A 21,546-nucleotide genomic window follows, 5' to 3' on the forward strand; every position below is an offset into this window, starting at 1 on the left:
GCCCCGCATCCAGCCCGCGCGCCCCACGCCGGCCCCCACCGCCCGGGCGTCGGAGCCGGAGCCGATGGTTCGCGCCACCCTGCTGTCGATCAACGACCGCATGTGCAAATGGCCGGTCGGTGATCCGGGCGACGCCGGTTTCCATTTCTGTGGCCGCCGCGCCCAGACCGGGATGCCCTATTGCCAGGACCATGCCCGCATCGCCTATCAGGCGGCGACACCCAAATCGCGCGAGAAGCGCGACCGGGATCGCGAGCGCGAACGCGAGCGCCTGCTGCGCAGCCTGCTCTAGAACAACACGCGTGGTTTTCTCCGGCAGGGAGAAGGAACGGGACCCACGGGTCCCGTTTTCTTTTGCACCGCAGCTATAAAAATGCGTCCCTTAACCTCGTATTGAATATCTCCGGGCAGGCTGGGGAGCATGTCCAAACCGATCGCCGAATCCGTCATCTCGCCGCGGCTGCGTCACCGTCTCGCCGAGATCGAGACCCTGGTCGCGCAGGACGGCGACAGCATCATGGTTTGCGAAGCCGGTGATCTGGCTTCGCCCTACCCCCGCATCGTCAGCGCCAACGAGCAGCAATGCCGGCTGACCGGCTATCCCCTGTCCGCCATGCTGGGCCAGACGCCGCGCCTGTTCCAGAGCGAGGAAACAAGCCCCGAGACGAAGGCCGAAATCCGTGCCGCCCTGGCCAACCGGCGCAAGATCCGCATCGAGATCCTGAACCGCTCGCGCGAGGGCGAGCGGTACTGGGTCGAGATGGATATCGTGCCGGTGATCGATCCCGACAGCGGCCTGTTGTTCTTCATTTCCTTCCAGCGCGACGTGACCCGCCGCAAACGCCTGGAGCAGGAGCATGTCGAAGCCCGGGCGCGGGCCGAACGGGCCATGTCCGGCCGGGCGGATTTCATCGCCGCCGTGGTGCGCGAACTCGGCGGCTCGCTGAATGCGGCCCTCGGCAGTCTCGAATTGCTGGAGCGCGGGCCGGCGGGCGCCGAACAGCGCCCCCTGATCGCGGCCGCCATCCGCTCGGTGCGCGACACGGGCGATTTCCTCGCCTGGCTGCCGGATATCGCGCGGATCGATGCCGGCGCCTCGATCCCCGGCCCGGCCTCGGCCCTCGCCCTCGCCGACTTCCTCGACGAAATGCGCCTGCAGTTCATGGGCGACGCCAGCCGGCGCGGCCTCCATTTCGAAGCCTCGCTGGCGGCGGGCCTGCCGTCGTCGATCGAAATCGACATCCCCCATCTGCGCCAGCTCGTCTCCTGCCTGATCGAGCAGGCCCTGCGCCAGACCGCCAGCGGCGGCATCGCCCTGACCCTGGAGGGCGAAGCGGACCAGCTGTGCATCGACATCCACGACAGCGGCACGCCGGGTCCGGCCGACGCCCTGCTCCCCGCTCTCGCCGCGCGCATCGCCGCGACTCTGGGCGCGACGATCGAGAGCGGGACATCCGAAGGCGCCGGCTCCACCTGTCATGTCGCGCTGCCCTGTCCCGGAGTTTCCGCCACCGACCGGCGTCCGGCCGGCGAATGGCGCCAAGCCCTGCGCTCCGGCGCCCAGATGGCGCCCCCCGGTGTCGCGGCGCCCCCGTCCCCGATGGACAGGGCGGTCGCGCATCTGCGCGCATTGGTCGCCAGCGCCGACCCGCTGGAGCGCGCCACCCTCGCCCGCCAGTTGCAGGCTCTGGGCGCCAGGGTCGACATCGTCGCCAATGGCGCCCAGGCCCTGATCCTGGCGACATCGGAATCGCCCTATGATCTGATCCTGGCGGATTTGCACCTGCCCGTGGTCACCGGCGCCGATTTCGTGCGCGGCCTTCGCACCCATGAGGAAGCCCATGGCCTGCCCCGCGGCCATGTCGTCGGCATGGCGGAGCAGGCGGCGGGGCCGGCATCGGACGAAGCCCGCGTCGCCGGCATGGATCGCATGATGGCGAAGCCGCTCGCCCTCGGACAGCTGGTCGACCTTCTGTCGGGTGGCGCGGACGAAATGACGTCCACCCTGCCGCCGATCGATGTTCCGGCGCTGAAATCCCGGCTCGATCTGGTCGACGACCTCGATCTCGCCGCCGTGCTCGCGGTCGTCGCCGAAACCCTCGATCAGCTGGAAGCCGATCTCGCCGCCGCGGTCGACGCCCACGACGGCGACCGCGCGCTCGACAGTCTCCATGTCCTCGCCGGTGAAGCCAAGGACATCGAGGCCCGCCCCCTGCTGTCGGCCATCGGCCCCTGCCGCCTCGCGGTCGGCAACGGCGACTGGAATTTCGCCACCCGCACCTTCCACCGCCTCACCGACGAAATCGCCCGCCTGCGCCAGGCCATGGACGCGGTTCTGGGTCTGGGCTGACAGACCTTCTGGCGACGCCGGACGGATCGAGCCAGGCAGCGACATCCGAAGCGATGCGCTGTTGACGCAGATCAATGCCCTCACGACAGCAACGCTACATCCTTTCACAGTAATTCTTCCGGATTCCGAAAACGTCTGGAAGATAACTCTCAAGAAATTCCGCGCACTCTTGTGCTGAATCCGGGAATTTCAACCCATCCCCCGCGCATTTTCATGATGCCAAAACGATAACAATCGGAAGAACCAGAGAATGACGATCAAGTTCGGCACGAATGGCGCGGACACCATCAGTGGCACGAGCGGGGATGACCAACTCTATGGCTTTCCTGACGGCTCGCCCGATACCGATACCGGCGACGACCGCATTACCGGCGGCGCCGGGGACGACACGATCCAGGGCGGCGGCGGCAACGACACGCTGCTGGGCCAGACCGGCAGCGACACGATCCAGGGCGGCGAAGGCAACGACATCATCAATGGCGGCCCCGGCGGCGGCGCCGGTCTCGACCAGTTGTTCGGCGAAGGCGGTAACGACACGATCACCGGCGGTGACGACGACGACGTGATCAGCGGCGGCGATGGCGACGACACGATCTTCACCGGGGCGTCCAGCGGTAATTATTTCGGCTGGGACCGCGCCTATGGCGGTGATGGCAATGACACGATCACGGGCGGGGCCGGTGTTCAGTATCTGCACGGCATGGATGGCGAGGACTGGCTTTACGGCGGCGACGACAGCGATTCGCTCGATTCCGGCCTCGGCATCGCCCATCTCGACGGCGGCGCCGGCTTCGATGATGGCTTCGTCAACCGCTCCGACCTGACCACGGCGTTCGAGATCGATCTTTCCGCCGGGCCAGATGTCGTTGCGACGGCCAATGACGGCTCGACCATCACCGGCATCGAGCATCTGACGATCTTCACCGGTTCGGGCGATGATCGGATCATCGGCGGCCTCGAAGACGACGTCTTCGTCAGCGGCGATGGCGACGACTGGCTGGCGGGCGGCGCCGGGCAGGATTACTTCGAAGCCGGACACGGCGTCGATCGCCTCGACGGCGGCGCCGACGAAGATTGGGCGATGATCGATCGATCGGACCTGACCATCGGCATCACCCTCGATCTGACGCCAGGCACCAGCGTGACCGTGACCGCGAGCGACGGCACGCAGTTCGTCAATATCGAACATGTTTCCCTGTTGGGCACACAGGGGGCCGACCACATCACCGGCGGCGCGATCCTGAACATGGCGAGGGGTGAGGGCGGCAACGACATCCTGATCGGCGGCGCCGGGATGCAGGATCTCTATGGTGGCGATGGCGACGACACGCTGTCCAGCGGCGCCGATGGCGACTGGCTCGATGGCGGGGCCGGGGCTGACACCATGTCCGGCGGCACCGGCGACGATGCCTATGGCGTCGACGATGTGGGCGACATCGTGAACGAGGCCGGCAATGCCGGCACCGATATCGTTTTCGCCACGCTGAACACCTATGTCCTGCCCCGGAACGTCGAGAATCTGACCTATACCGGCTTCTGGCAGCCGGGCGGCGGCGACTTCACCGGCACCGGCAATACGCTGGCCAACACGATCACCGGCGGCGACGGCAACGACCGCCTGTCGGGCGGGCGTGGCGCCGATACGCTGATCGGGCAATGGGGCGACGATACCTATGTCGTCGACAGTCTCGGCGACGTTATCGACGAAAGCAGCGGGGACGGCATCGACACGGTCGAAGCCACCGTGACCCACACGCTTGGCGCCGGGGTCGAGAATCTGATGCTGTTCGGCAGCGCCGCGACCACGGGCACCGGCAACGAGCTCGACAATGCGATGACCGGCAACAATGCCGCCAACCGGCTCTACGGAATGAGCGGCAATGACACGATCGGTGGCGGCAACGGCGACGACACGCTGAAGGGTGGCGAGGGCGACGACGTCCTGTCGGGCAATGGCGGCAATGACACGCTTCTGGGCGAGGCGGGCAACGACTCGCTGGACGGCGGCGCTGGCGACGACGACATGCGCGGCGGCCTCGGCGACGACATCTATGTCCTCGACAGTCTCGGCGACAAGGTGAGCGAGGCGGGCGGCGGTGGCACCGATACGATCCGCGCGGGCTTCGCCTACACGCTGGCCAACGGCTTCGAGAATCTCGTGATCACCACCAGCCAGGCGGTGGCCGGCACCGGCAATGGCGCGGCCAATGCGCTGACCGGCGGCAATGGCGGCAATGTCCTGTCGGGTCTCGGCGGCGGCGACGTGATCGACGGCGGTGGCGGTGCCGACACGATCAATGGCGGCGCGGGTGCCGATACGCTGACCGGCGGCACCAGCAGCGATACCTTCGTCTTCGCCGCGGGCCAGGCGCAGGGCGACACGATCACCGATTTCACCGGCAATGGCGCCTCGGTCGGCGACAAGATCCAGTTCAGCGGTTATGGCGCCGGCACGTTCGTGCAGATCGACGCCACCCACTGGCAGGTGAATTCGGCCAATGGCACGATCCACGACATCATCACCTTCGCCAACATGGCGGCGGTGCACGCCAGCGATTACACCTTCGTGTAGGATGCCGTCATGCAGGATGCCGTCGGGCCATGGGCGTGATCACCCGCCCATGGCCGCCTTGGCCCGGCGGTCCAGCTCGTCCGGGGCGACATCCTCGACATGGGTCGAGACGTGCCAGCGGTGGCCGAAGGGATCGAGCAGGGTCGCCATGCGGTCGCCGTAGAACTTGTCCTCGATCGCGCCGCGCAAGGAAGCGCCCAGCGCGACCGCCCGCGCCGCCACCGCATCGACATCGTCGCAGTAGAAAACGAAGGTGGCCGGGGTCGGCTTGCCGGCCTCGGGCGCGACCGCGTCCATCTCGGGGAAGGGATCGGCCAGCATGATCACGCCCTTGCCCAGGCGCAATTCGGCATGGCCGATGCGGCCGTCCGGCGACGGCAGGCGGAAAAGCTCGGTCGCGCCGAAGGCGGCGACATAGAAATCGATCGCCGCGGCGGCGCCGTCGACAATGAGATAGGGGGTAACGGCCTCATAGCCGTCCGGTATCGCCTTGACCATCCTCGCCTCCCGTTTGTTCCCTTTATGTTCCAGAAAACGGGGCGGAGAGTCAAGCCGCGTGGCGGGCCTTCAGGCTGAACAGCAGGGGCGTGTCCGGACCGGCCTCGGCCGCGCGACGCCAGTAGTAGCGGCCCTTGTCCGGGGTCATGCCCGGCAGGGCCTCCCAGGCGGCGAAGGGATATTCGCGGAATTCGAAGACCTGCAGGCCGGCGGCTTCCAGTGCCGCCATGATGTCGGCGATGGTCCAGGTCCAGCCGAGGCCGGCTTCCTTGGGCACATAATCGGGCACGGCATAGTCGGGCACGCCGTCGAGGGCGACCGGCTCGTCCTTGTGGAAATAGTCGAAGCGCTGGAACAGCCGGCCGGCATCGTCGATGTCGAGGGCAAGGCCGAGCGGATGCGCCTCCATCATGTAGAACAACCCGTCTGGCGCGAGATGACGGGCGATGACCCGGCCCCAGGCGTCGAGGTCCGACAGCCAGTTGATCGCGCCATGCGAGGTGAAGATGCGGTCGAAGCGACTGCCGAGATCGACCTTCAGCACGTCGGCTTCGACGAAATCGGCCCAGGCCGACAGCTTCAGCTTGTCTGCGAGGCTTTCCGCCTCGTGGATCGCGGCGGGCGAGATATCGACCCCGGTCACCCGCGAGGCGCCGAGCCGGAGCAGGCTGAGGGTATCGAGGCCGAAATGGCACTGGAGGTGCAAAAGCGTCTTGCGCAGCAGGGGCGAGAGCGCGTCCCGCTCGATCGGGCCGACGGTGCAGCGCCCGGCCAGGAAGCCCTCGACATCATAGAAGGCCGAGTCGCGGTGCAGGGCCGTGACCTCGTCCCAATGGCGGCGGTTGGCGTCGTGACGGTCGCTCATGACCCCTCGCGGACTGGTGCGGTTTCCGGCAAAGTGGATGCCGGTTTGCCGCTGGAAACCGCACGATTAAAAGACATTTGAGCGGATTGCCGATTCGATGAATCGGCAATCCGCTCAAAGGGGGGGCGGCGAACCCGCCCCCGGCATCATCAGTTGTTCATGCCACGGCGGCGCAGCAGCTTGAGGCGCAGCGCGTTCAGCTTGATGAAGCCTTCGGCGTCGTGCTGGTCGTAGACCGCGTCTTCCTCGAAGGTGACGTGGCTCAAGGAATAGAGCGTGTTCGGGCTCTTGCGGCCGACGACGCGGACCGAGCCCTTGTAGAGCTTCAGCCGCACCGTGCCCGAGACATGCTCCTGGCTCTTGTCGATCAGGGCCTGCAGCATCTCGCGCTCCGGGCTGAACCACAGGCCGTTGTAGATCAGCTCCGCGTAGCGCGGCATCAGATCGTCCTTCAGGTGCATGGCGCCCCGGTCGAGGGTGATCGACTCGATGCCGCGATGGGCCGCCAGCAACACGGTGCCGCCGGGGGTCTCGTAGACGCCGCGCGACTTCATGCCGACGAAGCGGTTCTCCACGAGGTCGAGGCGGCCGATGCCATTGGCGCCGCCCAGATCGTTGAGGCGGGCAAGGAGGGCGGCCGGCGACAGTTTCTCGCCGTCGACGGCGATCGCGTCGCCCTTCTCGAACTCGATTTCGACATAGGTCGGCCTGTCGGGCGCGGCTTCCGGGGAAACCGTGCGGGAATAGACGAATTCCTCGGGCTCCTGCCAGGGATCTTCCAGCGCCTTGCCCTCGGACGAGGTGTGCAGAAGATTGGCGTCGACCGAGAAGGGCGCTTCGCCGCGCTTGTCCTTGGCGATCGGAATCTGATGCTTCTCGGCGAAGTCGATCAGCTTGGTGCGCGAGGTCAGGTCCCATTCGCGCCAGGGCGCGATGACATGGATGCCGGGCTCGAGCGCGTAATAGGACAGCTCGAAGCGGACCTGGTCGTTGCCCTTGCCGGTGGCGCCATGGGCGACGGCATCGGCGCCGACCTGGCGGGCGATCTCGATCTGGCGCTTGGCGATCAGCGGCCGGGCGATCGAGGTGCCGAGCAGATAGACACCCTCGTAAAGCGCGTTGGCGCGGAACATCGGGAAGACGTAATCGCGAACGAATTCTTCGCGCAGGTCCTCGATGAAGATTTCCTTCACGCCGAACATCTCGGCCTTCTTGCGCGCCGGCTCCAGCTCCTCACCCTGGCCGAGGTCGGCGGTGAAGGTCACCACCTCGCAGCCATAGGCTTCCTGCAGCCATTTCAGAATAACCGAGGTGTCGAGCCCGCCGGAATAAGCGAGCACGACCTTCTTCACGTCGCGCGCCATAACATCCATCCTTGGATCCGCCCGTCGTCGGGCGCGCGCAGTATAGGCATTTGTGGCGGCGTCTCAAGCCACGGGGGCGGTTTTCTCCGGGAAAGGCAACAGGATGACCGGCATGGTGCTCGTGCCGATCTCGCCATGACTGTCCGACAGGATCGCCTCGGCCATGCCAAAGCCCGCGCGGCTCCACCGGCTTTTCGGGGTAAGACCGATCCAGTCGCCGATGGGCCGGCGCCACAGGTTCAGGGTCAGGGCCGAATTGGGGAAGGCGGCGGCCCGGGGCCGGGACCAACCATCGGGCCGGCTGATGCCGGCGGACCAGTCGGCGGCGGCGATCACCCGGGGCAAGGCATGGGCCTCGGGGCCAAGCTCGGTCAGGCCCCGGATCCAGACCGTGCCGCCCGGTGCCTCGCGCCATTCGAGGGCATCCTTGAACCAGATGCGGCCCGGCTGGTGCGGCGGCTGGATCACCGGGAAGGACAGGGGATCATGCACGGGGCCGGTCGGCCGCTCGGCGAGGCCCGGGATGTCGATATCCCTTGCGAAGGTGAAACGCCCCTCGGCCCGGAGAGCCCCCTCCACCTCGATGAAGGCGTCGACGAGATTCAGGCGCCGGCCGGGCTGGGCCACCTCGGCGAAGACCGTCAGCCGGTGGTCGGACTTCAGCGGGCGCAGGAACTGGATATGGGCGGCGATCGGCGTGCCCATGTCCTCCCGCGCCGCCAGCGCCTCGGCCGCATTGGCCAGGAGGCCACCGATGGCGCCGCCGTGGAGTGCATCGAAGGGGCCATGCGCCAGGGGCAGCGGCAGATGATCCTCGCCGTCGCGGGCGAACAATCCCTCGGGCGGCGGCACCGGCGCGGGCGCGGGCGGCGCTTCTTCCGTTCGGGGCGGGAACAGGCGCTCGACCGGTATGTTCGTCAGGCTTCCGCGGCTCGGGTGGTTCATGGCAGTCCCCCATCGATCGTCATGGCCCGATTGAACGGCACGCAGTTGCATATCACAACTGCCAGACTCGTCATCGCAGGATCGCGGCGCACGCAGTTGCATGATGAAACCACATAGCCTATCGTCCCTGGTCATGACCCGCCATTCCTTCGCCGAGAAGAATTGTTCCCTCGCCCGCGCCCTCGACGTGGTCGGCGAATGGTGGAGCCTTCTCGTGGTGCGCGAAGCCTTCTTCGGCTGCCGGCGCTTCCAGGATTTCACCGATCGCCTGGGCATTGCCCGCAACATCCTGTCGGCCCGGTTGAAGAAACTGGTCGCCGCCGGCGTGCTGGAGCGGACCGAGCCCGATCCGGCCACGGTCGAATACCGCCTGACGGCGAAGGGCGAGGCGCTGATGCCGGTGCTGGTCAGCCTGCTGCAATGGGGTGATGCCCATGCCAATCCGGACCCGCCGCCCGTCGTCCTGGTCGACCGGCGGGATGGCCGGCCCATCGCCCCCCTCGAGGTGCGCGCCGCCGATGGCCGCGCCCTCGGCCCGCGCGAGATCAGGGCCGTGGCCGGCCCCGGCGCCGACGCGGAGGTGGTCGCCCGCCTGTTGCCGGGCCGCCGCGCCGCCGTCAGTTGATGCGGTCGAAGGGATAGATCGGCCGCGCCAGCCGGTCGTAGGTCAATTTGCTGTTGTCCGACGTGGTCACGCCCTCGCCGTCGAGGGTGATGGTCGCCTTCGCCAGGGGCGCGAAACCCGCCCGGTAGTGGATGCGCGATTTCAGCAGCAGATAGCGTTTGGCGGCGGGATCGATGCCGACGCTGGTGAAGACGCCGCGATCCCACGGCTCGTGATGGCGGGAGGTGATGACGATCTCCACCCGGCCCTCGTCGATGGAGAGGACCGCCGTCGGCCCCATCTCGACGGTGACGCCCGTGTACATCGGCCCCCGCACGATGAAGCGCCCGTCGGTCAGCACCTTCACCCGGCCGGTGACCGTCAGGGGCCGGCCTTCGAGGCCCAGCGCCGGCATGGCGATCCGCCCGCCGAGGTCGAGGGTGATCGTGCTGCCGACCCCGGCCGCCGCCATCCGGGCGACCGCCTCCGGGTCATAGACCGCTCCCACGGCGACATCGCCAAGGCCCTTGTCGATCACGGCGGCGACGACGCCCATGACATCCTGCGTCCCGCCCGAGCCGCAATTGTCGGCGTGATCGAGCAGGATCACCGGCCCGCCGTCCCGCCCCAGCAGGGCCGCCCGCTCCAGCGCGGTCTCGATCGGCTCGTGGCCGTAGAGGAAATCGTCGCGCCTTTCCCTTGCGAAATCGACCAGATGGTCGACCGCCGCCCGCGCCCCTGCCGGGTCGCCATCGGCGACGACGACCGCCGCCATGCCGGCATGGGCGACATCGGCCATGGGAAAGCCGCCGAAGACGGTGGCCGCCAGCAGCCCCTGGCCTTCCAGCCGGCGGGCCTCGCCGACCACATCCTTCATCGGGGCATCGTCGGTGCCCATGCGCAGGGTCTGCGCCAGCACAGGGATAGGCGAGAAGGCCATGACCGGTCGGCATTTGCCGTCGATGGCATCGAAGAGCACGCGGGCGATCCGCTCGCCCATCTCGGCCATGTCGACATGGGGATAGGTCTTGTAACCGATCAGGGCATCGCAATTCTCGACCATGGCGGTGGTCAGGTTGCAATGAAGGTCGCAGGTGACGGCGATCGGCACATGGGGCGCGACCGCGCGCAGGCGCCGCAGCAACTCCCCCTCGCCGTCGGCGACATGTTCGGCGACCATGGCGCCGTGCAGGTCGAGCAGCATGGCATCGACGCCCTGGCGCGCCGCCTCGACTATGGCGCCGGCCAGGGTCTCGTAAGCGCCCCGGGTGACGATGCCGCCGGGCATGGCCTCGGCCGCGACCGGGGTGATCACCTCGGCCCCGCGCGCCCGGCACAGGCGGATATAGGCGCCCATGGGCATGGCGGTATCGGCATAGGCGCGCTCGGCGGCGGGGCCGAAGTGCAGGCCCCAGGCCTCGAAACGGGCGAGATCGGTGACCAGGGGCGAGAAGGTGTTCGTTTCATGCTTCATCATGGCAACGAGCACTTTCATCACGCGGTCTCCCTGTCTCCGTTCCGGTCAGCCTAAACGAAAACGCCCGGCGGGTGGAACCGCCGGGCGTCTGTCACGTCGTGTCGCCTGCGATCAGCGACGGTCGCCGAAGAGGCGCATCATCATGATGAACAGGTTGATGAAGTCGAGATAGAGCGTCAGGGCGCCGAACACGGCCTTCTTGGTCGACACTTCGCCATCGTCGCCCTCGGCGTACATTTCCTTGATCTTCTGGGTGTCATAGGCGGTGAGGCCCGAGAAGACCAGGACGCCGATCACCGAGATCATCCACTGCATCGCCGAGGAGGCGAGGAAGATATTGACCACCGAGGCGATCAGGATGCCGATCAGGCCCATGAACAGGAACGAGCCGAGGGCATCGAGGCTGCGCTTGGTCGTATAGCCCCACAGGCTCATGCCGCCGAAGGTCGCGGCCGAGATGAAGAACACCCGCGCCACGCTCTCGCCGGTGAAGTTCAGCAGGATCGAGGCCAGCGACAGACCGGTCAGGCCGGCGTAGACCCAGAAGGCCATCTGCGCCGTCGACGCCTTCATGTGCTGGATGCGGAACGAGATGAAGAAAACGAGGGCGATCGGCGCGATCATGGCGATCAGGCCGATACCGGTCGGCCCCCAGGCCATGGCCTGCGGGTTATAGGCGAAGAAGATGTCGCGCAGGCCCGTGTTGGCCACGGCCCAGGCGGTGACGCCCGAAAGCCCGGTCGCCATCGCCATGAACTGATAGACCCGCTGCATATAGGCGCGGAGGCCGGCATCGAAGCTGACCGCCGATGCCCGCCCGCCCGCGACCGAGCCGGTGGGATAACGATTGAAGTCAGCCATGGAAATTCCTCTGTTCACGATTGAACGCTGGCCCAAATATCGTGCGCCGCGCGTCCCGGTTCAAGAAGATATGGCGGGCATCCGCAGAACCACACGCGCCCCGCCCCCCGGACGGTCGCCCAATACCAGGTCGCCGCCGAGACCGGCGGCGATTTCCCGCGCGATGGCGAGGCCAAGGCCGGCGCCGGCCTGCGGCCCCCCCACGCTTGTCCCCTTGGTGCGGGCGGCATCGGCCTGCTGGAACGGCTGGCCCAGCTGGTCGCGCGCGGCCATCGGCAGGCCCGGCCCCCGGTCCTCGACCGCGAGGAGCAAGGTGCCACCCTCCCGCGTCAGGGAAATCTCGGCGTTGCCGGCGTATTTCAGGGCATTGTCGACCAGATTGGCGAGGGCGCGGGCCAGCGCCGTCTCGCCGCCGGCGACCGGGGCCACCGCTTCCGACAGGTTGCCGGTAACCGCGAGGCCGAGGGCCTGCCGCTCCTCGATTTCGCGCCGGGCGATCTGGGCGAGATCGCTGCGCGCCTCGCGGTCGGCGCCGAAGCTGACTTTGGCGAAGGTCAGACTGTCCTCGACCATGCGGCCCATGTGATCGAGATTGCGGATCCACTGGTCCTTGTCCGCCTCGTCCGGCAGGAATTCGGCGCGCAGCCGCAACCGGGTGAGATAGGTGCGCAGGTCATGGGCGAGGGCGCCGAGGATGAAGGCGCGGTTGCGCATCAATTCGGACAGGCGGCCCTGCATGTCGTTGAAGGCGCGGATCAGCACCCGCACCTCGGCCGCGCCCGCTTCCTTGACCGGCCGGGGCTCGGCGTCGCGGCCGAAATCCTGGACCGAGCGGGCCAGAAGGCGCAGCGGCTTCGATTCCCGGGTGAACAGGACGATGACGAGAAGCGCGACCATGAAGCCGATGATCCCGGCGAAGAAGCCGGGCTGCAGGCCGAACAGCCGGGGCATCAGGTCGCCATCGGCCAGGACGTGAAGAAAGCGCCCGTCGGACAGGCCGACCGTCGCCGCCACCTTGCCGGCGAACAAGCGGCTGAGCAGGGGCAGGCGCCGGCTCTGTTCGATATCGGCTTCCATGCGGACGACGACGACGCGGGGCGGCGACAGCGCCGGCAGCTCGGCCCGGATGCGCCCTTCCATCGGGCGAAGCGGTCGCCCCTCGGGCAGGACCGCGCCCCGGTCGGCGGTGATGCTGACCAGGAGATCCTGGCTGTTGAAGGCGCGTAGCATGATCTCGCGCTCCAGCGGATCGGCCTCGTCGACGAGACTGGCCATGGCCGCCACCTGATCGGCGATGGGCGAGCGCAGGCGCGCGTCGAAAGCCTGTTCCCGCCGCCAGAAATAGACGGTGGTGGTGATCAGCTGCACCAGGATCAGCGCCGCCAGCAGGATCAGCACCAGCCGCCAGACGATGCCGAGACGGGCCATCACGACGAAACCTCCACGATATCGCCCGAGAAGATGTAACCGCCGTTGCGCACCGTGTTGATCAGTCCGGGCACCGTGGCGTCGGCCGCTTCCAGCTTGCGGCGCAGGCGCGAGATGCCGACGTCGATGGTGCGATCGAAGGGATCGGCGCCACGCCCCCGCGTCCAGTCCAGCAATTGATCGCGGCTGAGCACCCGGCGCGGATGTTCGACGAAACAGGCGAGCAGATCGAATTCGGCGGAGGTCAGGGCGACGCGCCGACCCGCCGCGTCCTCGACCAGCCGGCCATCGAGATCGACGGTCAGGCTGGCGACGCGCAGGCGGCGCCGGGGTGATCCCGCGGTCGCCGCGACCCGCCCGCCCCGGCGCAGCACCGCCCGGATCCGCGCCAGCAACTCGCGCGGGTTGAAGGGCTTGGGCAGATAGTCGTCGGCGCCGAGTTCGAGGCCGACGATCCGGTCGATGTCGTCGCCCTTGGCCGTCAGCATGATGATCGGAATATCGCCCCGGGGCGCGATGCGCCGGCAGATCGACAATCCATCCTCGCCCGGCAGCATGATGTCGAGCACCATCGCGTCGGGCCTCAGCCGCGCGAGGATGGCATCCATCGCCCTCGCCTCCCCCGCCGTCTCGACGGCGAAACCTTCCCGCCGCAGGAAGGCGGAGAGAAGGTCGCGGATTTCGGCGTCGTCCTCCACGAGAAGGATCGTCTTGTCGCTCATGGCCGGGATTGTCATCGAAGCCGGCGGCGGCGCCAAGGCCCGTTACAAATCGTTACAAATATCAGCCCGGCGGCAATACCCGGGCAAAGCGGCGGGCGGAGGATCGCTTTCGACGGCGGACGGAATGACCCGGCCGCCAGACCCGAGGAGACCACCGATGTTCACCCGCAAGGCCGCTCTCGCCACCCTGGCCGCCCTGGCCGCCACCCTGACCCTCGCCGGTGCCGCCAGCGAGAGCTTCGCCCGCGATCGCCACGTCAGCGGCACCGGCGCCGGTGGCCGCAGCTATTCCCGCAACCTCGACAGCGGCTGCGCCAACGGCACCTGCAGCCGCAACCGCGAAGGCACCGGCCGCGCCGGCAACAGCTGGAGCCGTTCGGGCAGCGCCACCAACAATGGCGACGGCACCTATTCCGTGAACCGCGGCGGCGAAGGCCGGCGCGGCGGCACCTATTCGGGCAGCGGCACCACCGATGGCCAGGGCACCTACGATTATTCCGGCACGGCGACCGGCCCCAACGGCAAGACCGTCACCGTGGACAAGAGCCGCAGCGTCACCCCCGCCAACTGATCCGCAGAACCGGAGAAACCGATGATGTCCCGCGCCCTGACCCTCGCCGCGCTGTTCCTCGCGGCGGCCAGCCCTGCCCTTGCCCAGCAGGCCGTGGCCAAGAAACTGCGCGCCGCTTGCGCCGCCGACGCCAAGGCCCTGTGCGCCGATGTCGAGCCCGGCGGCGGCCGCATCCTGCAATGCCTGAAGACCAAGCAGGACCAGGTCTCGAAGGATTGCCTCGCCGCGATCGAGGACGCCCAGGCCGCCCGCGCCGCGGGCCAGGCGCAGTAAGCCCGGCACCGGGAGGGCGAGCGATGGATGTATTGGCCAACGGAATGGTCCCGGGGCAGGACCCGCGCTGGATCATGCCGCTCCTTCTGCTCGCCCTCGTCGCCGCCGAGGCGGGCCTCGGCGCCCTGCGGGGCCGCCCCGCCTATGACCTCGGCGAGAGCCTGGCGACCGCCGTCATCATGCTGGGCCAGCGCCTGCTGGCGCTCCTGACGGCGCCCCTTGTCCTCGGCCTGTTCTTCCTGGCCGCGCGGGGCCGGCCCCTCGGCGCGATCGACATGGGACCGGCCGGCCTTGCCCTGCTCTTCGTCGGGGTCGAATTCTGTTACTATTGGCATCATCGCGCGATGCACCGGTTTCGCCTCCTGTGGGCGACCCATGGGGTGCATCATTCATCGACCCGCCTCAACCTGCTGGCGGCCTTCCGGCTCGGCTGGGGTGGCCAGCTGACCGGCGGCTTCCTGTTCTATCTGCCGCTGGTCCTGATCGGCTTTCCGCCCCTGGCGGTCCTCGCCATGCTGGCGGCCAATCTGTTCTACCAGATCTTCCTGCACATGAGCTGGATGCCCCGTCTCGGTCCGCTGGAAGGGGTGCTGAACACACCCCGGCACCACCATGTCCACCACGCGGCGAACGCGATCTGCCTCGACCGGAATTTCGGCGGCGTCACCATCCTGTTCGACCGGCTGTTCGGCACCTTCCAGGCCGTGCCGGACGAGCCGCTGCGCTATGGCGTGGCGGCCGGCACGCCGACCCGCAACCCCTTCAGGGTCGCGCTCGGCGGCTGGATCGATCTCGGACGCCGGCTGCTGGCGGCGCGCAGTCTGAAAGGCGGCCTCGACGCCCTGTTCGGGCGGCCCTAGGGCCGCCATCCATCCCCCCCCCCTGGCGGCCTCCCACCCTGACACGGCCGACGGGGCAACTGTCCGGAACCCTTTCCCCCGGGGGCTCCGGACGGGCGCGGCCTCGGGACCTTCGTGGTCTCAGGCCGCGCCTTTTTCCGTCTTGGCGTAGCCGATGGCGCGCAGCGAATCGGCGATCTCGTCGAGGATGATCGGATCGTCGATCGTCGCCGGCATCGACCATTGTTCGCTGTCGGCGATCTTGCGCATGGTGCCGCGCAGGATCTTGCCCGAACGGGTCTTGGGCAGGCGCTTCACGACCGTCACGGTCTTGAAGGCGGCCACGGGGCCGATCTTGTCGCGCACCAGGCGGACCAGTTCCTTCTCGATCTCCTCGTCCGGGCGGGTCACGCCGGCCTTGAGGACGACGAAGCCGACGGGCACCTGACCCTTCAGCTGGTCGGCGGCGCCGATCACCGCGCATTCGGCGACATCCGGGTGATAGGACAGAACCTCCTCCATGCCGCCCGTCGACAGGCGGTGACCGGCGACATTGATGATGTCGTCGGTCCGGCTCATGACATAGATGTAACCATCTTCGTCGATGTAACCGGCATCGCCCGTCTTGTAGTAGCCCGGGAAATCCTGGAGATAGGAGCGGATGAAACCGTCGTCGTTCTGCCACAGGGTGGGCAGGGCGCCGGGCGCCAGCGGCAGCCTGACGACGATCGAGCCGATCTCGCCGCGCTTCATCTCGTTGTTGTCATTGTCGAGCACGCGGATGTCGTAACCCGGCACGGCGCAGGTGGGCGAGCCGTATTTGACCGGCAGCAATTCGACGCCGACCATGTTGGCGGCCATCGGCCAGCCCGATTCCGTCTGCCACCAGTGATCGATCACCGGCACTTTCACCATGCGCTCGGCCCACTGGATGGTATCCGGGTCGGCCCGCTCGCCGGCGAGGAACAGGGTGCGCAGGCAGGAAATGTCGTAATCCGCCAGCAGCTTGCCGTCCGGGTCTTCCTTCTTGATGGCGCGGAAGGCGGTCGGGGCGCAGAACTGGGTGCGGACGTCGTATTCCTCGATCACCCGCCAGAAGGCGCCGGCATCCGGCGTGCCCACCGGCTTGCCTTCGTAAAGGATGGTGGTCGCGCCGATCAGCAGCGGGCCATAGGTGATGTAGGAATGGCCGACGACCCAGCCCACGTCCGAGGCCGCCCAGAACACTTCGCCCGGGGCCGCGCCATAGATATTCGTCATCGACCAGGCAAGCGCCACCATATGCCCCGCGTTGTCGCGGACGACGCCCTTGGGGATACCCGTGGTGCCCGAGGTATAGAGCACATAGAGCGGATCGGTCGAGGCGACCGGCACGCAGTCGGCGGGCGCCGTGCCGGGCACGACCTTGCCCCAGTCGAAATCGCGGCCCTCGACCAGCGAGGCCGCCAGCATCGGGCGCTGCCAGATCAGGGTGAATTCCGGCTTGAAGCTGGCGAGTTCGATCGCCTCGTCGAGCAGCGGCTTGTAGGCGACGACACGGCCCGGCTCGACGCCGCAGGAGGCGGAAATGATCGCCTTCGGCTTGGCGTCATTGATGCGGGTCGCCAGTTCCTTGGCGGCGAAACCGCCGAAGACCACGGAATGGATGGCGCCGAGGCGGGCGCAGGCCAGCATGGCGAACAGCGCTTCCGGCACCATCGGCATGTAGACGATGACCCGGTCGCCGGCGACGACGCCCCTGTCCCGCAGCCAGCCGGCGAGTTCGGCGACCTTGTCGCGCAACTCGCGGTAGGTGTAGCGGGTCCTGGTATCGGTCACCGGGCTGTCGTAGATCAGCGCGTCCTGATCGGCGCGGCCGCCCTCGACATGGCGATCGAGACAGTTCCAGGCGGTATTGACCTTGCCGCCCGGGAACCAGCTGTAGAGCGGCTTCCTCGAATCGTCGAGAATGGCCTTCGGCGGCTCGATCCAGTCGATCGCCTTCGCCGCCTCGGCCCAGAAGCCTTCAGGATCGGCCTGCCAACGTGCGTACATCTCGGAATAGGCGCCCACGGCTTTCCCCCCGTTTTCCGGTCATCGTTCTATTGCGGCGGATTCAGCAAAATGCGGGGCGGGAATGCAACGTCCAATCCGCCGATGCCCCTCGTACTTTGGTCGTGTCCGGCCCCCGCCGGCCCCTCGACACCGGGCTTTCACCGGATGCGGCACATTAGTGCCGTGCGAAATTCCACGACCATGCTATGGTCACGCACGTTTTCACGTTTGCCGATGATCATCGACCTTACCATTCTCGTCCTGCTTGTCCTGCTCAACGCCTTTCTGGTGATGGCGGAAATGGCCATTGTCGCCGCCAAGCGGGCACGGCTGAAGCGGGCCGCGGACGCCGGCAGCGACTCTGCCCGCGTCGCGCTCGAACTCGCGTCCGATCCCGGCCGCTTCCTCTCCACCGTCCAGATCGGCATCACGGCGATCGGCACCCTGTCGGGCGCCTTCGGCGGTCAGGCGCTGGCCGGCCCGCTGAGCGCCATGCTGTCGGGTTTCCCCGCCCTCGCGCCCTATGCCGACACGATCGCGATCGCGATCATCGTCGCGGGGCTTACTTACGTGACCCTGATCCTGGGCGAACTGGTGCCGAAGCGCCTCGCCCTCGCCCGGGCCGACGAGATCGCGACCTTCGTCGCCTGGCCCCTGCGCTGGCTCTCGATCGGCGCGGCGCCCTTCGTCGGCCTGATCACCGGCTCGACCAATCTGGTCCTGAAGCTGCTGCCCAAGGGCTCGAAGGAGCCGGACGTCACCGACGAGGAAATCCGCGTCCTGATGCAGGAAGGCGCCGCCGCCGGCCATTTCCAGGAAGCCGAACGCGCCATCGTCGAAATGACCCTGCGCCTCGGCGACCGCAACGTCGACGCGCTGATGACGCCGCGCACCCAGATCGAATGGCTGGATGTCACCGATCCGCCGAAGCGGACCTGGCAGAAGATCGCCGAAAGCCATTACTCGCGCTTTCCCGTGAAGAAGGGCACCACCAAGACCGTGCTCGGCTTCGTTCAGGTGAAGGATCTCTTCGCCCAGGACCAGCTGCTGGCCGGCAAGTTGCCCGACATCGGCGCCGCCATACATTCCGCGCTCTATATCCCCGAGACGACACCCGCCCTCAAGGCCCTCGAAGCCTTCAGGGCCAGCGGCAGTCCGATCGCCCTCATCGTCGACGAATATGGCGACATCCAGGGCCTCGTCACCCTGACCGACCTCCTCGAAGCCCTGATCGGCGAACTGGAGGAGGCGGATACGCCGGAGGACGAACGTTCCGTCGTCCAGCGCGAGGACGGCTCTTTCCTGATCGATGGCGGCTATGCCCTCGACCGTCTGTGGGACCTGCTGGCCATGCCGCATCTTCAGGATGCCGAGGCCGATTTCAACACCCTGGGCGGCTTGTGCATGCATCGCCTGAAGCGCATTCCGTCCGCCGGTGACGTCTTCACCCTGGGGCGCTACCGCTTCGAGGTCGTGGACATGGACGGCCGCCGGGTCGACAAGGTTCTGGTTGGTGAAATCACGCCGGATTCCGGCGAAACCTGAACGCCGCCTTTCCTGTTATCCTGGCGTATCACGGCCCGGCCCGGCGGCGGGCCGGCTTTCATAGGTGTTCCCGTGGACATTAATCTGATCACCGAGCAATTGGTCGCCCTTGGCGGCATCGTCCTCGTCGACCTCGTGATGGCGGGCGACAATGCGATCGTCATCGGCATCGCGGCTTCGTCGGTGCCGGCGCAGATCCGGCGCAAGGTGATCCTGTGGGGCCTGGCCGGCGCCATGATCATGCGCATCGCCTTCGCCGCGGCGACGACCGAGCTGATGGGCCTCATCGGCCTGACCCTGGCCGGCGGGCTGCTGCTGCTCTGGGTGTCGTGGAAGATGTGGCGCGAGATCGAGATGCAGCGCCGCGCGGCGAAATCCGGCCATGACGAGGAGGAGGAATTCGTTCCCGGCTCCAAGGCGCCGACGACCTTTCGCGGCGCCGTCGGCCAGATCATCCTGGCCGATGTCTCGATGTCGCTCGACAATGTCCTCGCGGTCGCCGGCATCGCCCAGCATCACATGTGGGTGCTGGTCGTCGGCCTCGTGCTGTCCATCGCCCTGATGGGCGCCGCGGCCTCGCTGGTCGCCTCGCTGCTCAAGCGCTATCACTGGATCGCCTATGTCGGGCTCGCGATTGTGGCTTATGTCGCAGTGGACATGATCTACCGCGGGACGCTACAGGTCATGGAGGCGACCACCTGAGCACAAGGGTGGCGCCGGCATCATTCGAGAGGGCCAGTCTCGAAACCAACAAGAATTCCTCGGCGGGGGCCGACATGACCAGACAGAACCCTTACGAAACCGATCTCGACAAGAACGCCGCCAATTATGTTCCCCTGAGCCCCATCGGCTTCCTGGAGCGGGCGGCGGCGGTCTATCCGCGGCGCACGGCGATCATTCACGGCGATCTGACGATCTCCTACGCCGAAGCCTATGCCCGCGCCCGGCGTCTCGCCTCGGCGCTGGCGGCGCGGGGGATCGGTCCCGGCGACACGGTCTCGGTCATGGCGCCCAATATTCCGCCGGTGCTCGATGCCCATTTCGGCGTGCCAATGACGGGGGCCGTGCTCAACACGCTGAACATCCGCCTCGACGCCGCCAATATCGCCTTCACCCTCGACCATGCCGAGACCAAGGTGCTGATCACCGACCGGGAGTTCTCCCATGTGATCAGGCAGGCGCTGGCGCTGGCGACGGTGAAGCCGATCATCATCGACATCGACGACCCGCTCTATACCGGTAAGGGCGAGCGCCTGAGCGAGATCGAATACGAGGATTTCATCGCCGGCGGCGATCCTGAATTCGCCTGGGAAGGCCCGGCCGACGAATGGCAGGCGATCAGCCTGAACTATACGTCCGGCACCACCGGCAACCCCAAGGGCGTGGTCTACCACCACCGCGGCGCCTATCTGAACGCGGTCGACAATATCGTCTCGGCGGGCATGACCGGGGCTTCGGTCTATCTCTGGACCCTGCCGATGTTCCATTGCAACGGCTGGTGCTTCACCTGGTCGCTCGCGGTCGTGGGCGGCACCCATGTCTGCCTGCGCCGGGTCGAGGCCGCGGCGATCTTCTCGGCGATCGAGAAATACAAGGTCACCCATCTGTGCGGCGCCCCCATCGTCATGGGGATGCTGATCAACGCCAGCGCCGAAGCGAAGCGCCCGCTGCCCGGCAAGGTGGAGCTGTTCACCGCCGCCGCCCCGCCGCCCGCCGCCGTCATCGAGGCGATGGAAGCCAGCGGCTTCAAGATCACCCATCTCTACGGCCTGACCGAGACCTATGGCCCCTCGACTCTCTGCGCCTGGAACGAGGACTGGGACGCCCTGCCGGCCGACCAGCAGGCGGCGCTGAAGGCCCGCCAGGGCGTGAAATCGCCGCTGCTCGCCGGGCTCGAGGTCATGGACCCGGTGACCATGACCCCGGTGCCGCGCGATGGCCTCTCCATGGGCGAGGTCATGTTCCGCGGCAATCTGGTCATGAAGGGCTACCTGAAGAACAAGGCGGCGTCGGACGAAGCCTTCGCCGGCGGCTGGTTCCATTCGGGCGACCTTGGCGTCATGCATCCCGACGGCTACATCCAGCTGCGCGATCGCTCGAAGGACATCATCATCTCGGGTGGCGAGAATATCTCGACCATCGAGGTCGAGGACGTGCTCTACAAGCATCCCAAGATCCTCGAGGCCGCGGTGGTCGCCCGCCCGGACGAGAAATGGGGCGAAACCCCTTGCGCCTTCATCTGCCTGAAGGCGGGCGAGACCATGACCGAGGAGGAAGTGATCACCTTCTGCAAGGCCAATCTCGCCGGCTACAAGGTGCCCCGCACCATCGTCTTCGAGGACCTGCCCAAGACCTCGACCGGCAAGGTGCAGAAATTCATCCTGCGCGAGCGCGCCAAGGCGCTGTAAGCGGGGCAGTTCCGGCGAGGGCCGGAACCTCGCGACAAAAAGGGCGCCCGTGCCGGATCGAGGCCCCGGCCTTCGCCCATATGCGCTAAGTTAAGGTCTGAAGTTTACGTTTTCGGTGTGCTTCGAAGAGCTGCCTTTCAATTTTCCGGATGCTGCCGGCGAGGCGGTGCAGGGAGATGGCGCCGAGGAC

19 protein-coding genes are annotated in these 21,546 nt (G+C 67.3%); 10 read left to right on the plus strand and 9 right to left on the minus strand.

Features of this window, described 5'->3' with window-relative positions; translation table 11 throughout:
• From WAZ62_RS11025 to WAZ62_RS11035, 3 genes are all read left to right on the plus strand, one after another.
• Window positions 1–292 (plus strand): GcrA family cell cycle regulator (locus WAZ62_RS11025; RefSeq protein ID WP_422643577.1); only part of this gene is annotated, 292 nt, incomplete at its 5' end.
• A 129-nt stretch (window positions 293–421) separates the two neighbouring features.
• Window positions 422–2,350, plus strand: a complete 1,929-nt coding sequence (locus WAZ62_RS11030) for a PAS domain-containing protein (protein WP_422643578.1) — start codon at window positions 422–424, stop codon at window positions 2,348–2,350.
• Window positions 2,351–2,600: 250 nt separating this feature from the next.
• Window positions 2,601–4,922, plus strand: coding sequence for a calcium-binding protein (locus WAZ62_RS11035; RefSeq protein ID WP_422643579.1), 2,322 nt, complete (start codon window positions 2,601–2,603; stop codon window positions 4,920–4,922).
• A gap of 39 nt (window positions 4,923–4,961) precedes the next feature.
• Here the strand turns inward: WAZ62_RS11035 and WAZ62_RS11040 are convergent, their stop codons facing one another.
• The 4 genes from WAZ62_RS11040 to WAZ62_RS11055 all read right to left on the minus strand — a co-directional run bounded on the left by WAZ62_RS11040 (window position 4,962) and on the right by WAZ62_RS11055 (window position 8,594).
• Entirely contained in the window at window positions 4,962–5,420 is a 459-nt protein-coding gene (locus WAZ62_RS11040; protein WP_422643580.1) for a VOC family protein, read from the minus strand.
• A 49-nt stretch (window positions 5,421–5,469) separates the two neighbouring features.
• Window positions 5,470–6,285: a class I SAM-dependent methyltransferase gene (locus WAZ62_RS11045; protein ID WP_422643581.1), complete on the minus strand. Its 816-nt coding sequence runs from the start codon at window positions 6,283–6,285 to the stop codon at window positions 5,470–5,472.
• A 149-nt stretch (window positions 6,286–6,434) separates the two neighbouring features.
• Window positions 6,435–7,649 (minus strand): argininosuccinate synthase, encoded by a 1,215-nt coding sequence (locus tag WAZ62_RS11050; RefSeq protein WP_422643582.1) that lies wholly within the window; start codon window positions 7,647–7,649, stop codon window positions 6,435–6,437.
• A 63-nt stretch (window positions 7,650–7,712) separates the two neighbouring features.
• On the minus strand, window positions 7,713–8,594 hold the full coding sequence (locus tag WAZ62_RS11055; protein ID WP_422643583.1) for an acyl-CoA thioesterase domain-containing protein: 882 nt from the start codon (window positions 8,592–8,594) through the stop codon (window positions 7,713–7,715).
• Window positions 8,595–8,727: 133 nt separating this feature from the next.
• Here WAZ62_RS11055 and WAZ62_RS11060 point away from each other — a divergent pair, with 133 nt between their 5' ends.
• Window positions 8,728–9,219 (plus strand): winged helix-turn-helix transcriptional regulator, encoded by a 492-nt coding sequence (locus tag WAZ62_RS11060; protein WP_422643584.1) that lies wholly within the window; start codon window positions 8,728–8,730, stop codon window positions 9,217–9,219.
• On the opposite strand, the gene WAZ62_RS11065 is transcribed toward WAZ62_RS11060, so the two are convergent.
• The 4 genes from WAZ62_RS11065 to WAZ62_RS11080 form a co-directional block, all read right to left on the minus strand.
• The gene (locus tag WAZ62_RS11065) at window positions 9,212–10,693 is read right to left on the minus strand and encodes a M81 family metallopeptidase (RefSeq protein ID WP_422643585.1); all 1,482 of its coding nucleotides are present in this window, start codon (window positions 10,691–10,693) and stop codon (window positions 9,212–9,214) included. The two genes, WAZ62_RS11060 and WAZ62_RS11065, sit on opposite strands and share 8 nt — an antisense overlap.
• A 93-nt stretch (window positions 10,694–10,786) precedes the next feature.
• Complete coding sequence (locus WAZ62_RS11070) at window positions 10,787–11,536, minus strand: Bax inhibitor-1/YccA family protein (RefSeq protein WP_422643586.1); 750 nt, start codon at window positions 11,534–11,536, stop codon at window positions 10,787–10,789.
• A 60-nt stretch (window positions 11,537–11,596) separates the two neighbouring features.
• Window positions 11,597–12,964 (minus strand): ATP-binding protein, encoded by a 1,368-nt coding sequence (locus WAZ62_RS11075; protein ID WP_422643594.1) that lies wholly within the window; start codon window positions 12,962–12,964, stop codon window positions 11,597–11,599.
• Entirely contained in the window at window positions 12,964–13,686 is a 723-nt protein-coding gene (locus WAZ62_RS11080) for a response regulator (RefSeq protein ID WP_422643587.1), read from the minus strand. Before WAZ62_RS11080 ends, WAZ62_RS11075 begins: the two co-directional genes overlap by 1 nt.
• A gap of 157 nt (window positions 13,687–13,843) precedes the next feature.
• Between WAZ62_RS11080 and WAZ62_RS11085 the strand changes: the two genes are divergently transcribed.
• The 3 genes from WAZ62_RS11085 to WAZ62_RS11095 are packed head-to-tail and all read left to right on the plus strand — an operon-like array spanning window position 13,844 to window position 15,390.
• The gene (locus WAZ62_RS11085; RefSeq protein ID WP_422643588.1) at window positions 13,844–14,257 is read left to right on the plus strand and encodes a hypothetical protein; all 414 of its coding nucleotides are present in this window, start codon (window positions 13,844–13,846) and stop codon (window positions 14,255–14,257) included.
• A gap of 21 nt (window positions 14,258–14,278) precedes the next feature.
• Window positions 14,279–14,530, plus strand: a complete 252-nt coding sequence (locus WAZ62_RS11090) for a hypothetical protein (protein ID WP_422643589.1) — start codon at window positions 14,279–14,281, stop codon at window positions 14,528–14,530.
• Window positions 14,531–14,553: 23 nt separating this feature from the next.
• Window positions 14,554–15,390 (plus strand): sterol desaturase family protein, encoded by an 837-nt coding sequence (locus WAZ62_RS11095; protein ID WP_422643590.1) that lies wholly within the window; start codon window positions 14,554–14,556, stop codon window positions 15,388–15,390.
• A 120-nt stretch (window positions 15,391–15,510) separates the two neighbouring features.
• On the opposite strand, the gene WAZ62_RS11100 is transcribed toward WAZ62_RS11095, so the two are convergent.
• Entirely contained in the window at window positions 15,511–17,403 is a 1,893-nt protein-coding gene (locus tag WAZ62_RS11100) for a propionyl-CoA synthetase (protein WP_422643595.1), read from the minus strand.
• Between the two features lie 234 nt (window positions 17,404–17,637).
• Here WAZ62_RS11100 and WAZ62_RS11105 point away from each other — a divergent pair, with 234 nt between their 5' ends.
• The 3 genes from WAZ62_RS11105 to WAZ62_RS11115 all read left to right on the plus strand — a co-directional run bounded on the left by WAZ62_RS11105 (window position 17,638) and on the right by WAZ62_RS11115 (window position 21,356).
• The gene (locus tag WAZ62_RS11105; RefSeq protein WP_422643591.1) at window positions 17,638–18,948 is read left to right on the plus strand and encodes a hemolysin family protein; all 1,311 of its coding nucleotides are present in this window, start codon (window positions 17,638–17,640) and stop codon (window positions 18,946–18,948) included.
• A 72-nt stretch (window positions 18,949–19,020) separates the two neighbouring features.
• Window positions 19,021–19,650, plus strand: a complete 630-nt coding sequence (locus WAZ62_RS11110; protein ID WP_422643592.1) for a YjbE family putative metal transport protein — start codon at window positions 19,021–19,023, stop codon at window positions 19,648–19,650.
• 74 nt (window positions 19,651–19,724) lie between these two features.
• Window positions 19,725–21,356, plus strand: a complete 1,632-nt coding sequence (locus WAZ62_RS11115; RefSeq protein WP_422643593.1) for an acyl-CoA synthetase — start codon at window positions 19,725–19,727, stop codon at window positions 21,354–21,356.
• The last annotated feature ends 190 nt before the right edge of the window (window positions 21,357–21,546 follow it).

The sequence above is a fragment of the Zavarzinia sp. genome (assembly GCF_049306435.1).
Classification (GTDB): domain Bacteria; phylum Pseudomonadota; class Alphaproteobacteria; order Zavarziniales; family Zavarziniaceae; genus Zavarzinia.

Excerpts from the sequence above, each read along its gene's own strand:
- WAZ62_RS11115 (WP_422643593.1), top strand. The coding sequence starts at position 19,725 with ATGACCAGACAGAACCCTTACGAAACCGATCTCGACAAGAACGCCGCC.
- WAZ62_RS11105 (WP_422643591.1), top strand. The coding sequence starts at position 17,638 with ATGATCATCGACCTTACCATTCTCGTCCTGCTTGTCCTGCTCAACGCC.
- WAZ62_RS11050 (WP_422643582.1), bottom strand. The coding sequence starts at position 7,649 with ATGGCGCGCGACGTGAAGAAGGTCGTGCTCGCTTATTCCGGCGGGCTC.
- WAZ62_RS11090 (WP_422643589.1), top strand. The coding sequence starts at position 14,279 with ATGATGTCCCGCGCCCTGACCCTCGCCGCGCTGTTCCTCGCGGCGGCC.
- WAZ62_RS11095 (WP_422643590.1), top strand. The coding sequence starts at position 14,554 with ATGGATGTATTGGCCAACGGAATGGTCCCGGGGCAGGACCCGCGCTGG.
- WAZ62_RS11070 (WP_422643586.1), bottom strand. The coding sequence starts at position 11,536 with ATGGCTGACTTCAATCGTTATCCCACCGGCTCGGTCGCGGGCGGGCGG.
- WAZ62_RS11030 (WP_422643578.1), top strand. The coding sequence starts at position 422 with ATGTCCAAACCGATCGCCGAATCCGTCATCTCGCCGCGGCTGCGTCAC.
- WAZ62_RS11080 (WP_422643587.1), bottom strand. The coding sequence starts at position 13,686 with ATGAGCGACAAGACGATCCTTCTCGTGGAGGACGACGCCGAAATCCGC.
- WAZ62_RS11075 (WP_422643594.1), bottom strand. The coding sequence starts at position 12,964 with ATGGCCCGTCTCGGCATCGTCTGGCGGCTGGTGCTGATCCTGCTGGCG.
- WAZ62_RS11040 (WP_422643580.1), bottom strand. The coding sequence starts at position 5,420 with ATGGTCAAGGCGATACCGGACGGCTATGAGGCCGTTACCCCCTATCTC.
- WAZ62_RS11045 (WP_422643581.1), bottom strand. The coding sequence starts at position 6,285 with ATGAGCGACCGTCACGACGCCAACCGCCGCCATTGGGACGAGGTCACG.
- WAZ62_RS11035 (WP_422643579.1), top strand. The coding sequence starts at position 2,601 with ATGACGATCAAGTTCGGCACGAATGGCGCGGACACCATCAGTGGCACG.
- WAZ62_RS11065 (WP_422643585.1), bottom strand. The coding sequence starts at position 10,693 with ATGAAAGTGCTCGTTGCCATGATGAAGCATGAAACGAACACCTTCTCG.
- WAZ62_RS11060 (WP_422643584.1), top strand. The coding sequence starts at position 8,728 with ATGACCCGCCATTCCTTCGCCGAGAAGAATTGTTCCCTCGCCCGCGCC.
- WAZ62_RS11085 (WP_422643588.1), top strand. The coding sequence starts at position 13,844 with ATGTTCACCCGCAAGGCCGCTCTCGCCACCCTGGCCGCCCTGGCCGCC.
- WAZ62_RS11100 (WP_422643595.1), bottom strand. The coding sequence starts at position 17,403 with ATGTACGCACGTTGGCAGGCCGATCCTGAAGGCTTCTGGGCCGAGGCG.
- WAZ62_RS11055 (WP_422643583.1), bottom strand. The coding sequence starts at position 8,594 with ATGAACCACCCGAGCCGCGGAAGCCTGACGAACATACCGGTCGAGCGC.